This is a genomic window from Novosphingobium percolationis (assembly GCF_020179425.1).
GTDB lineage: Bacteria > Pseudomonadota > Alphaproteobacteria > Sphingomonadales > Sphingomonadaceae > Novosphingobium > Novosphingobium percolationis.
In genome coordinates this window covers 297184-310899 of the sequence record NZ_JAILYM010000005.1, presented here as the reverse complement: position 1 = coordinate 310899, position 13716 = coordinate 297184, and the positions used below count along the sequence as shown (strand labels likewise).

Genomic DNA, 13716 nt, shown 5'->3' with positions numbered 1-13716 from the left:
CGTGCGTCCCCTTAGCCGCGCTCGCCCGCGCGGGTGTTCGAGGTGGGAGTCTGCGTCATCGGCGCGCCGGGGTAGTAGCGGCCTTCGGTCTGGTAGCCATCCACGCAGCCGTCGTTGTTGGCGTCGGCCCAGATCGCGCCGGCAAGACCGCCGACCGCCGCACCGACCACCGCGCCGGTCAGGACGCTGACGCCGCTGGCCAGAGCGCCCACGCCCGCACCCAGCGCCGCGCCGCCGGCAGCCCCGGTCAGCGCCGAATTGCCAACCGAAGGGCAGGTCCGCGCGCCAGCGCTGTAGCCGGCAGGCGTGCCGGGGTAGTACTGGCCGTTGGTGTAATAGCCATCGGCCTGGCCATCGCCGTTGCGATCTGCCCAGACCGCCCCGGCCACGCCGCCGATCGCGCCGCCGACGACGGCCCCAGCGATGGGATCGAAGCCCGCCACCGCGCCGAGGCCCGCACCTGCAGCAGCGCCCGCAGCGGCACCGCCGGCGGTATAGGCCATGGTGTTGTTGCCAGGGGTGGAGGCGCAGGCGCCGAGCGAGAGCGAAGCCGCGCTCACGAGGATAACGAAGGTCCCTTTCATCATAGCACTCCTTCAACCAACCCCCTGCCGGAAAGGCCGCCAAGCTGACCCGGTGGTGTTGGCCGGACAGGTCGGGTGGAAGGCCCCGACCTGTCCGGTCGCGGCTGGGAAACGGAGCGTCTTTCGATGGGTTCCGGGGGTGGACGAAGCGATGCGACGAAACGCTTCGTCGCAAGTGCCGTCAGCGGACCCCGGCGAGCGTCTTCTGGCGGCGACGCTGCACCGAACTGCCGAGCCCGATCGCCTCGCGGTACTTGGCCACGGTGCGACGGGCGAGGTCGAAACCGCGCCCTTTCAGCAGATCGACCAGCGCGTCGTCGGAAAGCACCGCCTTGGGGTCCTCCGCATCGATCAGCTGGCGGATCGCGGCCTTGACCGCCTCGGCCGAGACCGCCCCTTCCCCGTCCGCCGAGGCGACGCCCGAGGTGAAGAAGTACTTCAGCTCGAACGTGCCGCGTTCGCAGTTGAGGTACTTGTTCGAGGTGACGCGGCTGACGGTCGATTCGTGCATCTCGATCGCTTCGGCCACGGCGCGCAGGGTCAGCGGCTTCAGCTGCGCGACGCCGTGGCGGAAGAAGCCGTCCTGCTGCTTCACGATTTCCGCGGCGACCTTCAGGATCGTCTTCTGCCGCTGGTCGAGCGCCTTCATCAGCCAGTTGGCGTCGGCCAGCTTTTCACCCAGCCACGCCTTGGCGTCCTTGCCCACGCAGGCGCCGCGCATCTCGACATAGTAGCGGCGATTGACGATCAGGCGCGGCAGCGTCGCCTGGTTGAGCGCGATGTCCCAGCCGCCATCCGTGCCAGCGCGCACGAGGATGTCGGGCGTGACCGCTTCGGCCACGCCGCCGCCGAAGCGCAGCCCGGGCTTGGGATCGTAGCCGCGCAGTTCCGCCATCATGTCGGCGAAATCCTCGTCATCGACGCCGCACATGCGCTTCAGCCGTGCGAGTTCGCCGCGCGCCAGCAGATCGAGATTGTCGAGCAGGCGCGCCATGCACGGATCGTAGCGGTCCGCTTCCTGCGCCTGCAGCGCGAGGCATTCGCCGAGGTTGCGCGCGCCGACGCCCGTGGGATCGAGCGACTGGACCAGCGCCAGCGCGGCCTCGATCGTGGCGAGCGGCAGACCGAGCGCCGTCGCGGCTTCGGACAGCGGCAGCGAGAGATAGCCGGTCTCGTCCAGCTGGTCGATCAGCCAGCGCGCGACGAACAGCACCTGCGGATCGTGCGCTGCGGCACCGACCTGGGCGTGGAGGTGTTCAGCCAGCGTCTCGTCGGAGCGGCCGCGTTCTTCGATGTCCGGGCCTTCGCCGCCCGCGGCGATGCGCTGTTCGCCCTCGAACGACGTGCCGCCATCGCCCGTATCGCGGTCGCGGTCGAGCGCGGTGGGATCGATGTCGAGCGGGCGGTCCTCGGCGGCGCGACCTTCGCCGACAAGCTGGTCGACCGGCGAGCTTTCGAGGTGGGTGCGGCGCAGCTCCTCGGGCGCTTCGGGCGCCTCGACTGGCGCGGCCTCGCCCATTTCGAGCAGGGGATTGGCATCGAGCGCCTCGCCGATGAAGGTCTCGATCTCGAGGTTCGACAGCGCCAGCAGCTTGATCGCCTGCTGCAGCTGCGGCGTCATCACCAGCGACTGGCTCTGGCGAAGATCCAGCCTTGGTCCGAGCGCCATTACATCCCCCCTCCGGCCTTCCGCCTTACAGCGTGAAGCCTTCGCCGAGATAAAGGCGGCGCACGTTGGGATCGGCGACGAGCGCTTCGGGACTTCCCGCGAACAGCACCTGCCCGCCATAGATGATGCAGGCGCGATCGACGATGTCGAGCGTTTCGCGCACGTTGTGATCGGTGATCAGCACCCCGATGCCCCGCCGCTTGAGATCGGTGACGAGGTGGCGGATGTCGCTGATCGACAGCGGGTCGATCCCCGCGAAGGGTTCGTCGAGCAGGATGATCGAAGGCCGCGCTGCCAGCGCGCGCGCGATTTCGCAACGGCGGCGCTCACCGCCGGACAGCGCCATCGCCGGGCTGGTGCGCAGGCGCGTGAGGCCGAATTCATCGAGCAGGCGATCGAGTTCGGCGGCGCGCGTCGCCTTGTCGGGCTCGATCAGTTCGAGCACGGTGGCGATGTTCTGTTCGACCGTCATGCCGCGGAAGATCGAGGTTTCCTGCGGCAGATAACCCAGCCCCAGGATCGCACGGCGGTACATCGGCAGCTTGGTGATATCGACGCCATCGAGCAGGATGCGCCCCGAATCTGGCCGCACCAGCCCCATGATCGAATAGAAGCAGGTGGTCTTGCCCGCGCCGTTGGGGCCGAGTAGGCCGAGCACTTCGCCCTTGCCCACCGACAGCGAGATGTCGGTGAGGACCGCGCGCTTGTCGTAGCTCTTGGCGATCGAAACGACTTCGAGCCCACCCTGCGGGATCGGCGGCGATGCGGTGGCCGCAGTGGCGGTGGCAAGGTCTGAAGTCATCGGATCGGGGGGACCGTTGGCTGTTGAATCATGGTGTACGTTTACGGCCATAGCCGCCCGGGCGTTTCCGGCAAAGCCTGCGTGCATCGATCTGGCAGGATTTGTGCATGGAATGCGCCCCACGCGCGTCGTCCCGGGCGAACAAGACACGCTTGAAACATGCCGCGAAGGGTGTTCTAATCCGCTTGGGAGAGTGCAGAAAGCGGGGTGGCAGATGATGCGGACATCGGCCTTTACGGCGCGCAATGTCGATTGGCGCAAGCGGATGAGCGACACGGTCGCTTACGGCCTGCTGGTCTATACGGCCCTTCAGATTTTCGTGACGATGCAGGCGATCGAAGGCGGCGATTCCGCCTCGATGCTGCCTATGCTCGCGCTGGTGGTGCTGGTGGCGGGGATCATCCCGCTGTTCCGGCGTTTCGAGCGGCGGTGGGAGCATCTCGACGATGCGGCGGCGCACGATCCGGACTTGCGCAGTGCCTGTCGGCGCGATCAGATCGCGGTCTGGGCCTGCGCGGTGGGACTGCCGTTTCTGGTTACGGGCCTGTTCAAGGCGCTGGGCGAAGTCTTCTGACGCCACTCGCGGATTGTAGCGGGGCGGGGTAGCCGTTAGAGCCAGTCCCCCGCCTTTGCTCCATGCCCGACGAGAGGTTTTCCCATGCTTTCCACCGAACAGGCCCAGGAGCGCTGCCACGCGCTGATCGCCAGGGCGCGCAAGGCGGGCGCGGATGCGGGCGATGCGGTGTACCTCGCCAATGCCTCGGAATCGGTGCAGGTCCGCCTCGGCAAGCTGGAAGACGTCGAACGTTCGGAAAGCGAACACATCGGCCTGCGCGTGTTCGTGGGCGGGGCTTCGGCCTCGATCGGATCGACCGATCTTGGCGATGCCGCGCTCGATGAACTGGCCGCGCGGGCGGTGGCGATGGCGAAGGCCGCGCCGGTCGACCAGTACGCGGGTCTTGCCCCCGAAGACATGCTGCTGAAGGCCGCGCCGCTGGCGCTGGACCTCGACGACCCGCGCGAGATCGGCCCCGCCGAACTGCGCCGTCTCGCCGAAGAGGCCGAGGACGCCGCGCGTGCAGTGCCGGGTGTGACCAACAGCGAAGGCGGTGGTGCCAGCACAGGCGCGGGCGTGGTCTCGCTCGTCACCAGCCATGGCTTTGCCGGAGCTTATCGCGCCAGCAACCACGGCCTTTCGGCCAGCGTACTGGCGGGCGAAGGCGGAGCGATGCAGCGCGACCATGCCTGGCGCAGCGCGCGTCACTTCGCCGACCTGCCCTCGGCCGCCGAAATCGGGGCGCTGGCTGGGGAGCGTACGGTCAAGCGGCTCAATCCGGCCAAGGTGAAAAGCGGGACGATGCCGGTGGTGTTCGACCCGCGCGTGGGCGGGTCGTTCGTTGGCCACCTGCTCGGCGCGATCTCGGGCGCGTCGATCGCGCGGCGCGCCAGCTTCCTGCTGGAAAAGGACGGCGCGCAACTGTTCGACAGCTCCATCACCCTGACCGATGATCCGCACCGCCTGCGCGGGCTGCGCTCGCGCCCGTTCGATGGCGAAGGCCTGCCCACTGCGCCGCGCAATCTGGTCGAGGCGGGCAGGCTGACCGGCTGGCTGATGGACGCCGCCGCCGCGCGCCAGCTGGGCCGCCAGCCGACCGGCCATGCCTCGCGCTCGGGCTCGGGCGCGCCGCACGTTACCGCGAGCAACCTCGTGCTGCAGCCCGGCAGCGTGACGCCCGCGGCGCTGATGGCCGATATCAAGGACGGGATCTATGTCACCGAGCTGATCGGGCAGGGCGTCAACGGCGTGACCGGCGATTACAGCCGCGGCGCGTCGGGCTTCCGCATCGTCGATGGGCAGATCGCCGGGCCGATTGCCGAATTTACCGTGGCAGGCAACCTGATCGACATGTTCGCCGCGATGATCGTGGCCGACGATCTGGTGATCGAGCGCGGCATCGACGTGCCCACGATCCGCATCGACGGCCTGAGCATCGCGGGCGATTGACGCGAAGGCACTGCATCGCGGGCGACTGAATCAAAACCCCCGCCGTCCGATGCCGGGCGGCGGGGGTTTTGTTGATGAAGTGCATGCTGGCAGATGGCCTTTGTCGGGCCATCAACCAACGTGCTGGCCTTACTTGGCCGCCTTGTCCGCTTCGTAGCGTTCGATCGCTTCGAGCGTGATGCGCTTGGCGTCATCCGCCCCGCCCCACTTGCCGACGCGCACCCACTTTTCCTTTTCCAGGTCCTTGTAGTGGGTGAAGAAGTGCTCGATCTGCTGGAGCACGATCTCGGGCAGATCGCTCTTTTCGGCGACGTCGCTGTAGTAGGGGAAGGTCTTGTCGTCGGGGACGCAGACCAGCTTTTCGTCGCCGCCGTGTTCGTCTTCGAGGTTCAGCACCGCGATCGGGCGCGCGCGCACGACCGAGCCGGGAACGAAGGGCGATCGCGCGATGACCAGCGCATCGAGCGGGTCGCCATCGGGCGAAAGCGTGTGCGGCACGAAGCCATAGTTCGCGGGATAGCGCATCGGCGTGTGCAGGATGCGATCGACGAACAGCGCGCCCGATTCCTTGTCGAACTCGTACTTCACCGGCTCGCCGCCGACGGGAACCTCGATGATCACGTTGAGGCTTTCGGGCGGGTTCTCGCCGGTCGGGATCTTGTCGATGCGCATGGGTCTGCCTTTGCTGCTTGGCCCTGTGTTCCAAGGCCGGGTTCGCTTGGGTTTGCCGGGCCTCTAGCGAAGGCCCTTGTGCGCCGCAACAATACTTATTGCGTAGGGCCGATGCGCTTTTCTCAACTGCCGCCCAAAGCGTTGATGGTGAACGCGATCACCCCGATGTTGAAGACGAACGCGGCGAAGGAATGCAGCGTCGCGATGCGGCGGACCGCCGACGATGTGATCTGGATGTCGCTGGTCTGGAAGGTCATGCCCAGCGTGAAGGCGAAATAGGCGAAGTCGAGGTAGTCGGGTGTCTTCGTGCCAGGAATGTCGAGGCCGCCCCGGTCCTTGGGCTGATCCTGCCCCGCCCCGCCCCCGGCGGTGTAGTAGAGATGCGCATAGTGCAGCGCATAGACCGTGTTGGCAAAGGCCCAGGTCAGCGCCAGCGTGCCGATCAGCCGCGCCATGGCAAGGTGGTTGCCCGCGCTGGCCTGCGGCAGTTCGCCCGCAATGGCGGCCATGACCACCACCGTCAGCACCGAAGTGATCAGCAGCACGACCACGCGGTTGGCGTCGTTCTCTTCCGAATGGCGGCGCATCGTGGCGATGTCGCAATCGCGCAGCAGCGGCCAGAGCGAGACGAGGAAGGCAATCGCGCCGAAATCGAACCCCATCGCCAGCGGCTCGGCCCAGCCCTGCGTCCCGGCAAAGCTGCGCCAGCCGAGCGTTCCTGCCACCAGCAGCACGAGAAACAGGATGAAGCGCGGCGGGGCGATCCGCTGGCCGAGATGCAGGCGCGTGGTCATTTGCCTCTCGCTCCCCCTGTGGTCCGCGCGGCGAGCAGACGGTCCAGCCCGGGTTCGGGCGCGCTGCCTGCCTTGCCGTCGCCCGCCACCACGACAGGTTCGAGCCACGGATAGCGCAAGCCGCCCTGCCAGGCGACGTCGATCGTCGCAAACGTATCGTCGCGTCGCACCTGCAGTTGCAGCGGCGCGGTCCCGCCCCTGGCCGCGGCGATGGCGCGGGTCAGCACGTCCGGCGCGTAGGCTGTGCCATTGACAGCCATCACCTGCATCCCCGGCACGATCCCCGCCTTCATCGCCGGGCCATCCCACACGGCGGCGGCGACGCGCCCTTCGCGATCAAGCGAGAGGCCCAGCGAATGCGTGAGCAACAGGGCCTTGGAATAGGCCATGCGCGCGCGGTCGTAGGGGTTGGGCTCGTCCTTCCACACCAGCCGGTAGCCGCCCCGCTCGATCCCGGCGAGCGGCGAAGGCGCGCCCGGACGGTCGATGCGATCGTGGAAGAAGCCCGCCCAGTCATAAGGCAGCAACGCCTGCAACCCCGCGATCACATCGGCGCGGGTATACGTGACGACGCCCAGATCACCATCGCGCTGGCCGAAGAAGGCGCGCGCGAAATCATCCAGCCCGCGCTTGCCGCCGGTGCCTTCGCGCAAGGTCTGGTCGACTTCGAGCCAGACCAGTGCGCCTTCGGAATAGTAATCCTCGCCCCGCGCCAGCGAGGGAAAGGGCTTGGGCTTGCGCGCGGCGATGACGGGATCGTAGGTCGTATCTTCCAGCGAGCGCCACGCCCGGCCCGGCTGTTCGACCAGCGCAGCGGCGTCGGTGGCGATGGCGCCCAGCACCGTCTCGCGCGTCTGGATGCCCGTGCGCGCGGCCAGCACCCAGCCCCAGAACTTGGTCTGCCCTTCATAGACCCACAGCAGGCGGTCCTGCATCGGTGTCTGGTAGTCGGGCGTCCACAGGCCTTCGGGCCGCAGGAACTTGCCGTTCCAGCTGTGCACGTATTCGTGCGGCAGGACGTTGCGGTCCCAGTCCATCGCCGCCCAGTCGGCCAGCGCCGTGGGTTCAAGCTGGATCTCGGTGGAACGGTGATGTTCGAGCCCGATGTCGCCCAGCCGTTCGGACAGCGCGACGAGGAAATCGTAGTGGTCGAAGTGCCGCCCGCCGAACAGCGCGCGCCCTTCGCGCACCAGCGCGGCGAAGGGTTCCAGCCGCGCGGCGGGGAAGTTCAGCAGTTCGGGCCGATCGGCCACGAGATCGAGGAACACGCCATCGCCCAGCGGATGGCGGCGGATGAACGCGCCCGCCATGACCGGGGAATCGACCAGCGTTTCGTAGTCGGTTTCGCTCCAGGCCAGCCGCGCGCCAGCCTGCCCCGAACCCTGCCGCGCACCATCGAGCGCGGTGAACGCAGCCCAGCCGGTCGGCAGTGTCAACGAAGGGCGCACGCGCACCTGCCGCACGTAGTATCCTGCCGGGTAGAGGCTCATCTTTTCCCATTGCAGGTCGAGCAACTGGCGGGTCATGCTGATCCGCCCTTCGACGTCGCGCAGGGGCGAGGTATGGACGAAGCGGGCCACCACCTCGCGCGTGGCGGGCGGCAAGGTGATGTGAAAGGCGTTGGGCTCGACCGGATCGCGCGTCCATTCGAGCATGGCATCGCCAGCGGTGAAGCTCAGCCCCACCAGTTCGGCCAGCGGCCCGCGCGGCGCGTGGTTGCCGGGCAGCCAGCGCGGGTAGAGCAGCGTCAGCGTGGTTGTCCCGGGGGCGACGGGGATCGTCTCGGTCACCCGATAGACGCCGGTGCCGGTGGCGCTGGCATCGACATCGAGCGCGATCGCGCCGGGATAGGGCACGTCCTGCGGCGCAGGCAGCGCAGGCGGCAATGGCGTCGCCACGGGGCGCGAAGGGGGCGGGGCGGCAAGCGGACCGACCTGCGCGGACGCAGCAGACGCAGGCGCAACAGGCACGGCCACCGTCAGGACAAGGGACGCCAGCACGGCGCAAAGCGGCAAACGCATCGCCGGAACCTTGAACCGAACCGGGCCGGACCGCAAGGCGGGAGGAAGGCCTGCGGTCCGGCCCGACCGGCCGTGCTGCACGTCCGCGTCAGCGAACCTGCAACACGGTGTAGCTGCGGCTGGTAAAGCGCCAGACGCCATCGGCATCGCGGCGCAGCGTGTCGTCATAACGGCCCGAGATCATGCGCTCGCTGCCGTCCGCCCCCTTGAGCAGTTCGAGCATGTAGCTGCGGCTGTCGGCCCGATCGCCATCGACCGCCAGCGCGCCGTGGTTGACATACATGGCGGCGGCATCGAACCCGGCCATCAGGCGTACCCATAGCTCGCGGATCGCCGCGCGGCCCGAAGCGGCGTTGTCGCCCACCTTCCACTGCGCATCTTCCGCCCAGCATTCGGCCCAGTCGTCGGCGTTCTTGCGGAACACCGCGTCGTTGTAGGCCTCGATCCGTTCGCGGATGGCGATGCGGTCGGCAAGGTCGCCGGTGAAATCGCGCATCATTCGCCCTCGCCCTGGAAATCGAGACGGGGCACGCCCTGGCTGTCATAGACGCTGGCGACGGCATCGCAGCGATACTTGCGCACGCTCGATCCGATCAGGCCGTACTGGCCGAGGTGATTGCGCATCGAGAGATAGCTTTCGTCGCGGAAATGCCCGGCAAGCGCGGCTTCGTCGTCCCATTCCTCGTAGACGTGGACGCGCCCCGGCACGAGCGGATCGAGCGCCCAGTTATAGGCGACGCAGCCCTTCTCGCGACGCGAGGCCTCGATATAGGGCTCGCCTTCGCGGATCGCGGCTTCGGCGCGGGCGGGATCGAAGTCGATGGTTCCGGCAATCAGGATAGGCATCGGCAAAGGGCCTTTCGGGTCAGGCGGGGGACAGGCGCGGGGACCGCGCGAAAGCGAGCAGGGTCAGCAGGGCCAGCGCCATGCCGCCCGCCAGCAGCAGGAACGGCGCGCGGAACGCGGCGGCATCGGGCGCAGGCCCGGCGCTTTCGAGCAGCATCATCACCAGCGTCGCGCCAAGGCCGGTGCCGACCTGTTGCGCGGTGAACAGCACCGCGCTGCCCAGCCCCTGCCGCTCGGGCGGCAAAGTGGCGAGCGCGCCGTGCATCAGCGCGATGAAGCAGGTAACGCTGCCCGTGGCGGCCACGGCCATGCCGGGCGCGATGCCCAGCGCGTAAGGCTGGCCGATCGACAGCGCGAGCCAGACGAGGCCCGCAAGGTTGAACAAGGCTGCCCCGCGCGCGATCGCAATGGGGCGGAAACGGGCAAGCAGCGCCGGGGCTGCCTGTCCCGCCGCGATCACCGCGACGGCATAGGGCATCGCGCCCAGCCCGGCCTGGGCCGCCGAGAACCCCGCCACGCGCTGGAGATAGAGCTGGGTCAGCAACATCAGCCCGCCCACGCCCGCCAGCACGAGCAGCAGCAACCAGACCGACAGCGCATAGAGCGGGCTGGCGAACAGCACAGGCGGCACCAGCGGGGCTGGCACGCGCCGTTCGACCAGTGCGAAGGCGACAGCGGCAGCCACCGCGCCCGCGACCATGGAGAGCGTGAGTCCGACCGCCACGCCTTTTCCGAACAGCACGACCGCGCCGACGAACAGCACCAGCGCCGTGGTCAGCAGCGCCGCGCCCATGTGATCGAGCGCCTCGGCCGCAGCAGGGGCCAGGCCTTGCGGAATCCAGCGCAAGGTCATCGCCAGCGCCAGGGCCAGCAGCGGCAGGTTGACGAAAAACGCCGCACGCCAGCCGAACGCGGTGACCAGCGCCCCGCCTGCGAGCAGGCCGAGGATCAGCGAGAACCCCTGCGTCACCCCGAACACCCCCATGGCGCGGTGGCGCGGTGCGCCTTCGGGCAGCAGCACGGTAATCAGCGAGAACGCGGCGGGCGAGAGCAGCGCGACGGCAAAGGCCTGCGCCACGCGTGCGGCCAGGACCAGCGCCAGCGATGGCGCGGCGCCTGCCGCCGCGGACCCCGCCGCGAACAGCAGGATGCCCGCCACCAACGCACGGCGCTGGCCGATGCGATCGACCAGCTTGCCGCCAAGGATCAGCGTGCCCGCCAGCACCAGCGTGTTGGCGGTGACGATCCACGACAGCATGGCCGGGCCTGCGCCGAAGCTGCGTCCGATCGACGGAATCGCGATGCTCACGATCGCGAAGTCCGCCGTCGTCACCAGCTTGACCAGCGCCATCAGCGCCACGATGCGCCGCTGGTCGGCGCGGGCCGTCATCACCATGGTCAGTCGGCCATCCACTTTTCGAGGTTCTGGTGGAAGTAGCGCACGCGGCGCTCCTGAAACGCGAGGTAATCGCGCTTGTAGCCGCGCGAATGAAGGCCCCGCTGCTGGTGCTCCCACACAGAGACATCCTGGTCGATGCCCGGTCCTGCGGAAACCTCGTGAACCTTGCCCTGGATGTGCGGCCCCGGCACCGAGACATCGACCCATTCGGACATCGACTGCGAATAGTAGCGCTCGGTCCCCGCCGGGAACAACGTCATGTACCACATGTCGAAGTAGCACTTTTCCGGGTCGCTCTCGTGCGGACGGGCCCGCAGCCAGATGTTGCCATCGGGCTTGAGGCTGAACGAGAGGTTCGGGAAGATCGTGTAGTGCCAGTGATCGGTCAGCTGGTCGTCGTGGTAGGTGGAGAAATCGAAGCCCTTCTCCGCGCCCTTCTCGCGCTTGGCCTTCTGCAGCGCCTTGCGGATCTCGCCGGTCTTGCCGCCACGGAACTGATCGGGATCGAGGCCCCAGAACGCCAGTTCGTTGGCCATCATTTCCAGCGTCTCGTTCTCGCCCCCGCGCAACTGCTTGGTCGGCGCGGCGCCCGGCATCAGCATCCGCGCGTGGCCTTCTGGGTAAAGGTCGAACTGGCACTGGTTGTAGGCATACTCCATCACGAACTTGGTCTGCGGATGGACGAAGGGGACGTGGTAGCTTTCGTTGAAGTTGTCCTGCACCAGCTTCCAGTTGAAGTTGCCTTCGATCGTCACCCAGTGCGTGCGGACCATGCGATCCATCGGGTAGGTGTCGATCTGGTCGGCGATCGGCCCCATGAAATCGCGCAAGGGCGCCGCGTCCAGATCCACGTTGATCCACACGAAGCCGGCCCACAGCTCGCACTGCACGGCCACCATGTTGAGCTTGCCACAGGGCGAGCCCTGCACGAAGTCGGATTCGTCGGGCACGACCTTGAGCTTGCCCGCCAGGTCGTAGGCCCAACCGTGGTAGGGGCAGACGAGCCGCTTGGAATTGCCCTGCTCGCCCGAAACCACGGGCATCCCGCGATGCTGGCAGACGTTGTAGAACGCGCGCACCTGCCCATCGTCACCGCGCACGCAGACGATGGTTTCGGGGCCGAAGTCGGCGGTCAGCCAGTCGCCCGAATTGGGGATCTGCGCCTGCGTGCCCGCGATCTGCCAGGTGCGGGTCCACACCTTGTCCCATTCGCGGTCCGCCCATTCCTTCGAGAAATAGCGTTCCGGTGTGATCGGGGCGTTGCCGAGCGGCGGGTCGGCCAGCTTGGAGATGTCGGCGAGCGACTTGGCGCGCGCGCGCGGAAGATCGGTGGAAGCGGTCATGGCATCTCTCCTCGGTTCTCTTGTCTCAGGCCCCCGCGAAGTGGCGATAGGATGGATCGGCGGTTCCCCGTTCGCCGAAGGCATGGGTGGGCATGGCGGCGCGGTCCCACATGTCGGTGGACGGCGCAGTGGTGCTCCAGTCGTAGACCGCGCCGCGATGGGCGATGCGCCATTCCCCGTCGCGCCGTTCGAACCTGTCGAGATAGCGCCCGGCGGCGACCATGAAGGTGTCGCCCGCGCCGTCCGCGCCCGGCAGGCAGTGGTGCGCGATGAAGTAGGCCTCGCCGTGCGCCCTGTCGCCATCGACCTCGACCAGCACGTTGCCGATCACGTGCTGCGTGCGGCGCATGCCGGCCAGCACCTCCATCACCCACGGCACGAAGTCGGCGGCGCTGCCCTTGTACATGCCGTGATCGTCGGTGGCGTCGGGGTGGAACACGCTGCGGACCAGATCGGCATCGCAACGGTCGATAGCGCGGGCCAGCTTGTGGACGAGTTCGACGCAATCCTGTTTGTCCAGCAGGCGGGCGATACGAGCTTCGGTGCTCATCGCGTCATTCTCCGGTATAGAGGGGATCGTGCGGGGTGCGCTTTCCGTGGCGGGTCAAACCGTCGTAGAGCGGGCCGTCCCAGCGTGCGGTGGAGGGGCCGTTGCGGCTCCAGTCGAGCACGTAGCGGCGGTGCAGCAGCCGCCATTCGTCGCCGCGGCGCTGGAGCCGGTCGAGGTAGCGTCCGCCCACTTCCATCTCCTGCGGCCCATCGGGACCATCGACCTCGTGCCAGGCACGGCAGTAGGTTTCCGCCGTGGCGACGCCGTTGCCGATGTCGATCAGCATGTTGCCGAGAAAGTGCTGGGTGCGGCGCATCGAGGACAGCGCGGGGATCACGCCGTCCGACCATGCGAGCGCATCGACCTCGCCACTGCCGTAGTCGGCCTTGGCACCGGGCCACCAGACCGCGCGCAGCACGTCGGGATCGCAGCGGTCGATGCCACGCGCATAGCGATTGAGAAGATCCATGATCGCGAGGCGATCGGCGACCTGTTCGGGGTGGACCTTGCTCATCGGACGCGCATCTCCTCGCGGCGGCAGGACAGGTCGTGCGGACTGCGCGCCCCCCACGGCAGCATCGTGGCTCCGCCTTCGACATCGGCGGCCGGTTCGTTGCGCATCCAGTCGGCGAGTTCGGTACGGTGGGCGATCTTCCACACGCCCGCGCGGCGTTCGTAGCGATCGACATAGCGCCCGGCGACGAACAGGTCGTACTCCGCGCCGTCCTCGCCCACGATGCGGTGGTGCGCCTGATAGTAGACTTCGCCGAAGGCGAGGGTCTCACTTTCGAAGTCGATCCGCACCTGCCCGATCATGTGATGGTTGGCCTTGTGCGGCGCGAGCACGCCTTGCGCGAAGGCGACGAAGCCCGCCGCATCGCCCTGCCAGCCCGCGCCGTAATCGGTGGTGGCGTCGTCATGGAACACCGAGCGGTGCAGCACCGGATCGAGCCGGTCCTGCGCGCGCATGTAGTCGCAGCTCAGGTCATAGATGGCCTGCCACGAAACGAGACGGTCGAGCGGGTCCATCG

The 13716-nt window shown here is 67.9% G+C and carries 15 protein-coding genes; 2 read left to right on the top strand and 13 right to left on the bottom strand.

Features of this window, described 5'->3' with window-relative positions; translation table 11 throughout:
• Window positions 1–11 precede the first annotated feature (11 nt).
• The 3 genes from K3A84_RS20415 to lptB all read right to left on the bottom strand — a co-directional run bounded on the left by K3A84_RS20415 (window position 12) and on the right by lptB (window position 3055).
• The gene (locus tag K3A84_RS20415) at window positions 12–587 is read right to left on the bottom strand and encodes a hypothetical protein (RefSeq protein WP_263626323.1); all 576 of its coding nucleotides are present in this window, start codon (window positions 585–587) and stop codon (window positions 12–14) included.
• Between the two features lie 178 nt (window positions 588–765).
• A complete protein-coding gene (rpoN, locus tag K3A84_RS14940; protein ID WP_225010146.1) occupies window positions 766–2253 on the bottom strand; it encodes an RNA polymerase factor sigma-54 in 1488 nt (495 codons plus the stop codon).
• A 25-nt stretch (window positions 2254–2278) separates the two neighbouring features.
• On the bottom strand, window positions 2279–3055 hold the full coding sequence (gene lptB / locus K3A84_RS14935) for an LPS export ABC transporter ATP-binding protein (RefSeq protein ID WP_225010145.1): 777 nt from the start codon (window positions 3053–3055) through the stop codon (window positions 2279–2281).
• Between the two features lie 214 nt (window positions 3056–3269).
• On the opposite strand from lptB, the gene K3A84_RS14930 reads away from it, so the two are divergent.
• Window positions 3270–3629 (top strand): hypothetical protein, encoded by a 360-nt coding sequence (locus K3A84_RS14930; RefSeq protein WP_225010144.1) that lies wholly within the window; start codon window positions 3270–3272, stop codon window positions 3627–3629.
• 84 nt (window positions 3630–3713) lie between these two features.
• Window positions 3714–5060, top strand: coding sequence for a TldD/PmbA family protein (locus tag K3A84_RS14925; RefSeq protein WP_225010143.1), 1347 nt, complete (start codon window positions 3714–3716; stop codon window positions 5058–5060).
• A 129-nt stretch (window positions 5061–5189) separates the two neighbouring features.
• Here the strand turns inward: K3A84_RS14925 and ppa are convergent, their stop codons facing one another.
• The 10 genes from ppa to K3A84_RS14875 all read right to left on the bottom strand — a co-directional run bounded on the left by ppa (window position 5190) and on the right by K3A84_RS14875 (window position 13714).
• A complete protein-coding gene (gene ppa, locus K3A84_RS14920) occupies window positions 5190–5732 on the bottom strand; it encodes an inorganic diphosphatase (RefSeq protein WP_225010142.1) in 543 nt (180 codons plus the stop codon).
• A 122-nt stretch (window positions 5733–5854) separates the two neighbouring features.
• Window positions 5855–6526 (bottom strand): DUF1345 domain-containing protein, encoded by a 672-nt coding sequence (locus K3A84_RS14915; protein WP_225010141.1) that lies wholly within the window; start codon window positions 6524–6526, stop codon window positions 5855–5857.
• The gene (locus K3A84_RS14910; protein ID WP_225010140.1) at window positions 6523–8547 is read right to left on the bottom strand and encodes a M61 family metallopeptidase; all 2025 of its coding nucleotides are present in this window, start codon (window positions 8545–8547) and stop codon (window positions 6523–6525) included. The genes K3A84_RS14915 and K3A84_RS14910 overlap by 4 nt, the downstream gene beginning before the upstream one ends.
• An 88-nt stretch (window positions 8548–8635) precedes the next feature.
• Window positions 8636–9046, bottom strand: coding sequence for a nuclear transport factor 2 family protein (locus K3A84_RS14905; protein WP_225010139.1), 411 nt, complete (start codon window positions 9044–9046; stop codon window positions 8636–8638).
• Entirely contained in the window at window positions 9043–9393 is a 351-nt protein-coding gene (locus K3A84_RS14900) for a putative quinol monooxygenase (RefSeq protein WP_225010138.1), read from the bottom strand. Before K3A84_RS14900 ends, K3A84_RS14905 begins: the two co-directional genes overlap by 4 nt.
• A 19-nt stretch (window positions 9394–9412) precedes the next feature.
• A complete protein-coding gene (locus tag K3A84_RS14895; protein WP_225010137.1) occupies window positions 9413–10789 on the bottom strand; it encodes an MFS transporter in 1377 nt (458 codons plus the stop codon).
• Window positions 10790–10791: 2 nt separating this feature from the next.
• Window positions 10792–12135: an aromatic ring-hydroxylating oxygenase subunit alpha gene (locus K3A84_RS14890; protein ID WP_225010136.1), complete on the bottom strand. Its 1344-nt coding sequence runs from the start codon at window positions 12133–12135 to the stop codon at window positions 10792–10794.
• A 25-nt stretch (window positions 12136–12160) separates the two neighbouring features.
• Complete coding sequence (locus K3A84_RS14885; RefSeq protein WP_225010135.1) at window positions 12161–12685, bottom strand: nuclear transport factor 2 family protein; 525 nt, start codon at window positions 12683–12685, stop codon at window positions 12161–12163.
• Window positions 12686–12689: 4 nt separating this feature from the next.
• Complete coding sequence (locus K3A84_RS14880) at window positions 12690–13199, bottom strand: nuclear transport factor 2 family protein (protein ID WP_225010134.1); 510 nt, start codon at window positions 13197–13199, stop codon at window positions 12690–12692.
• Window positions 13196–13714, bottom strand: coding sequence for a nuclear transport factor 2 family protein (locus K3A84_RS14875; protein WP_225010133.1), 519 nt, complete (start codon window positions 13712–13714; stop codon window positions 13196–13198). The genes K3A84_RS14880 and K3A84_RS14875 overlap by 4 nt, the downstream gene beginning before the upstream one ends.
• Window positions 13715–13716 lie beyond the last annotated feature (2 nt).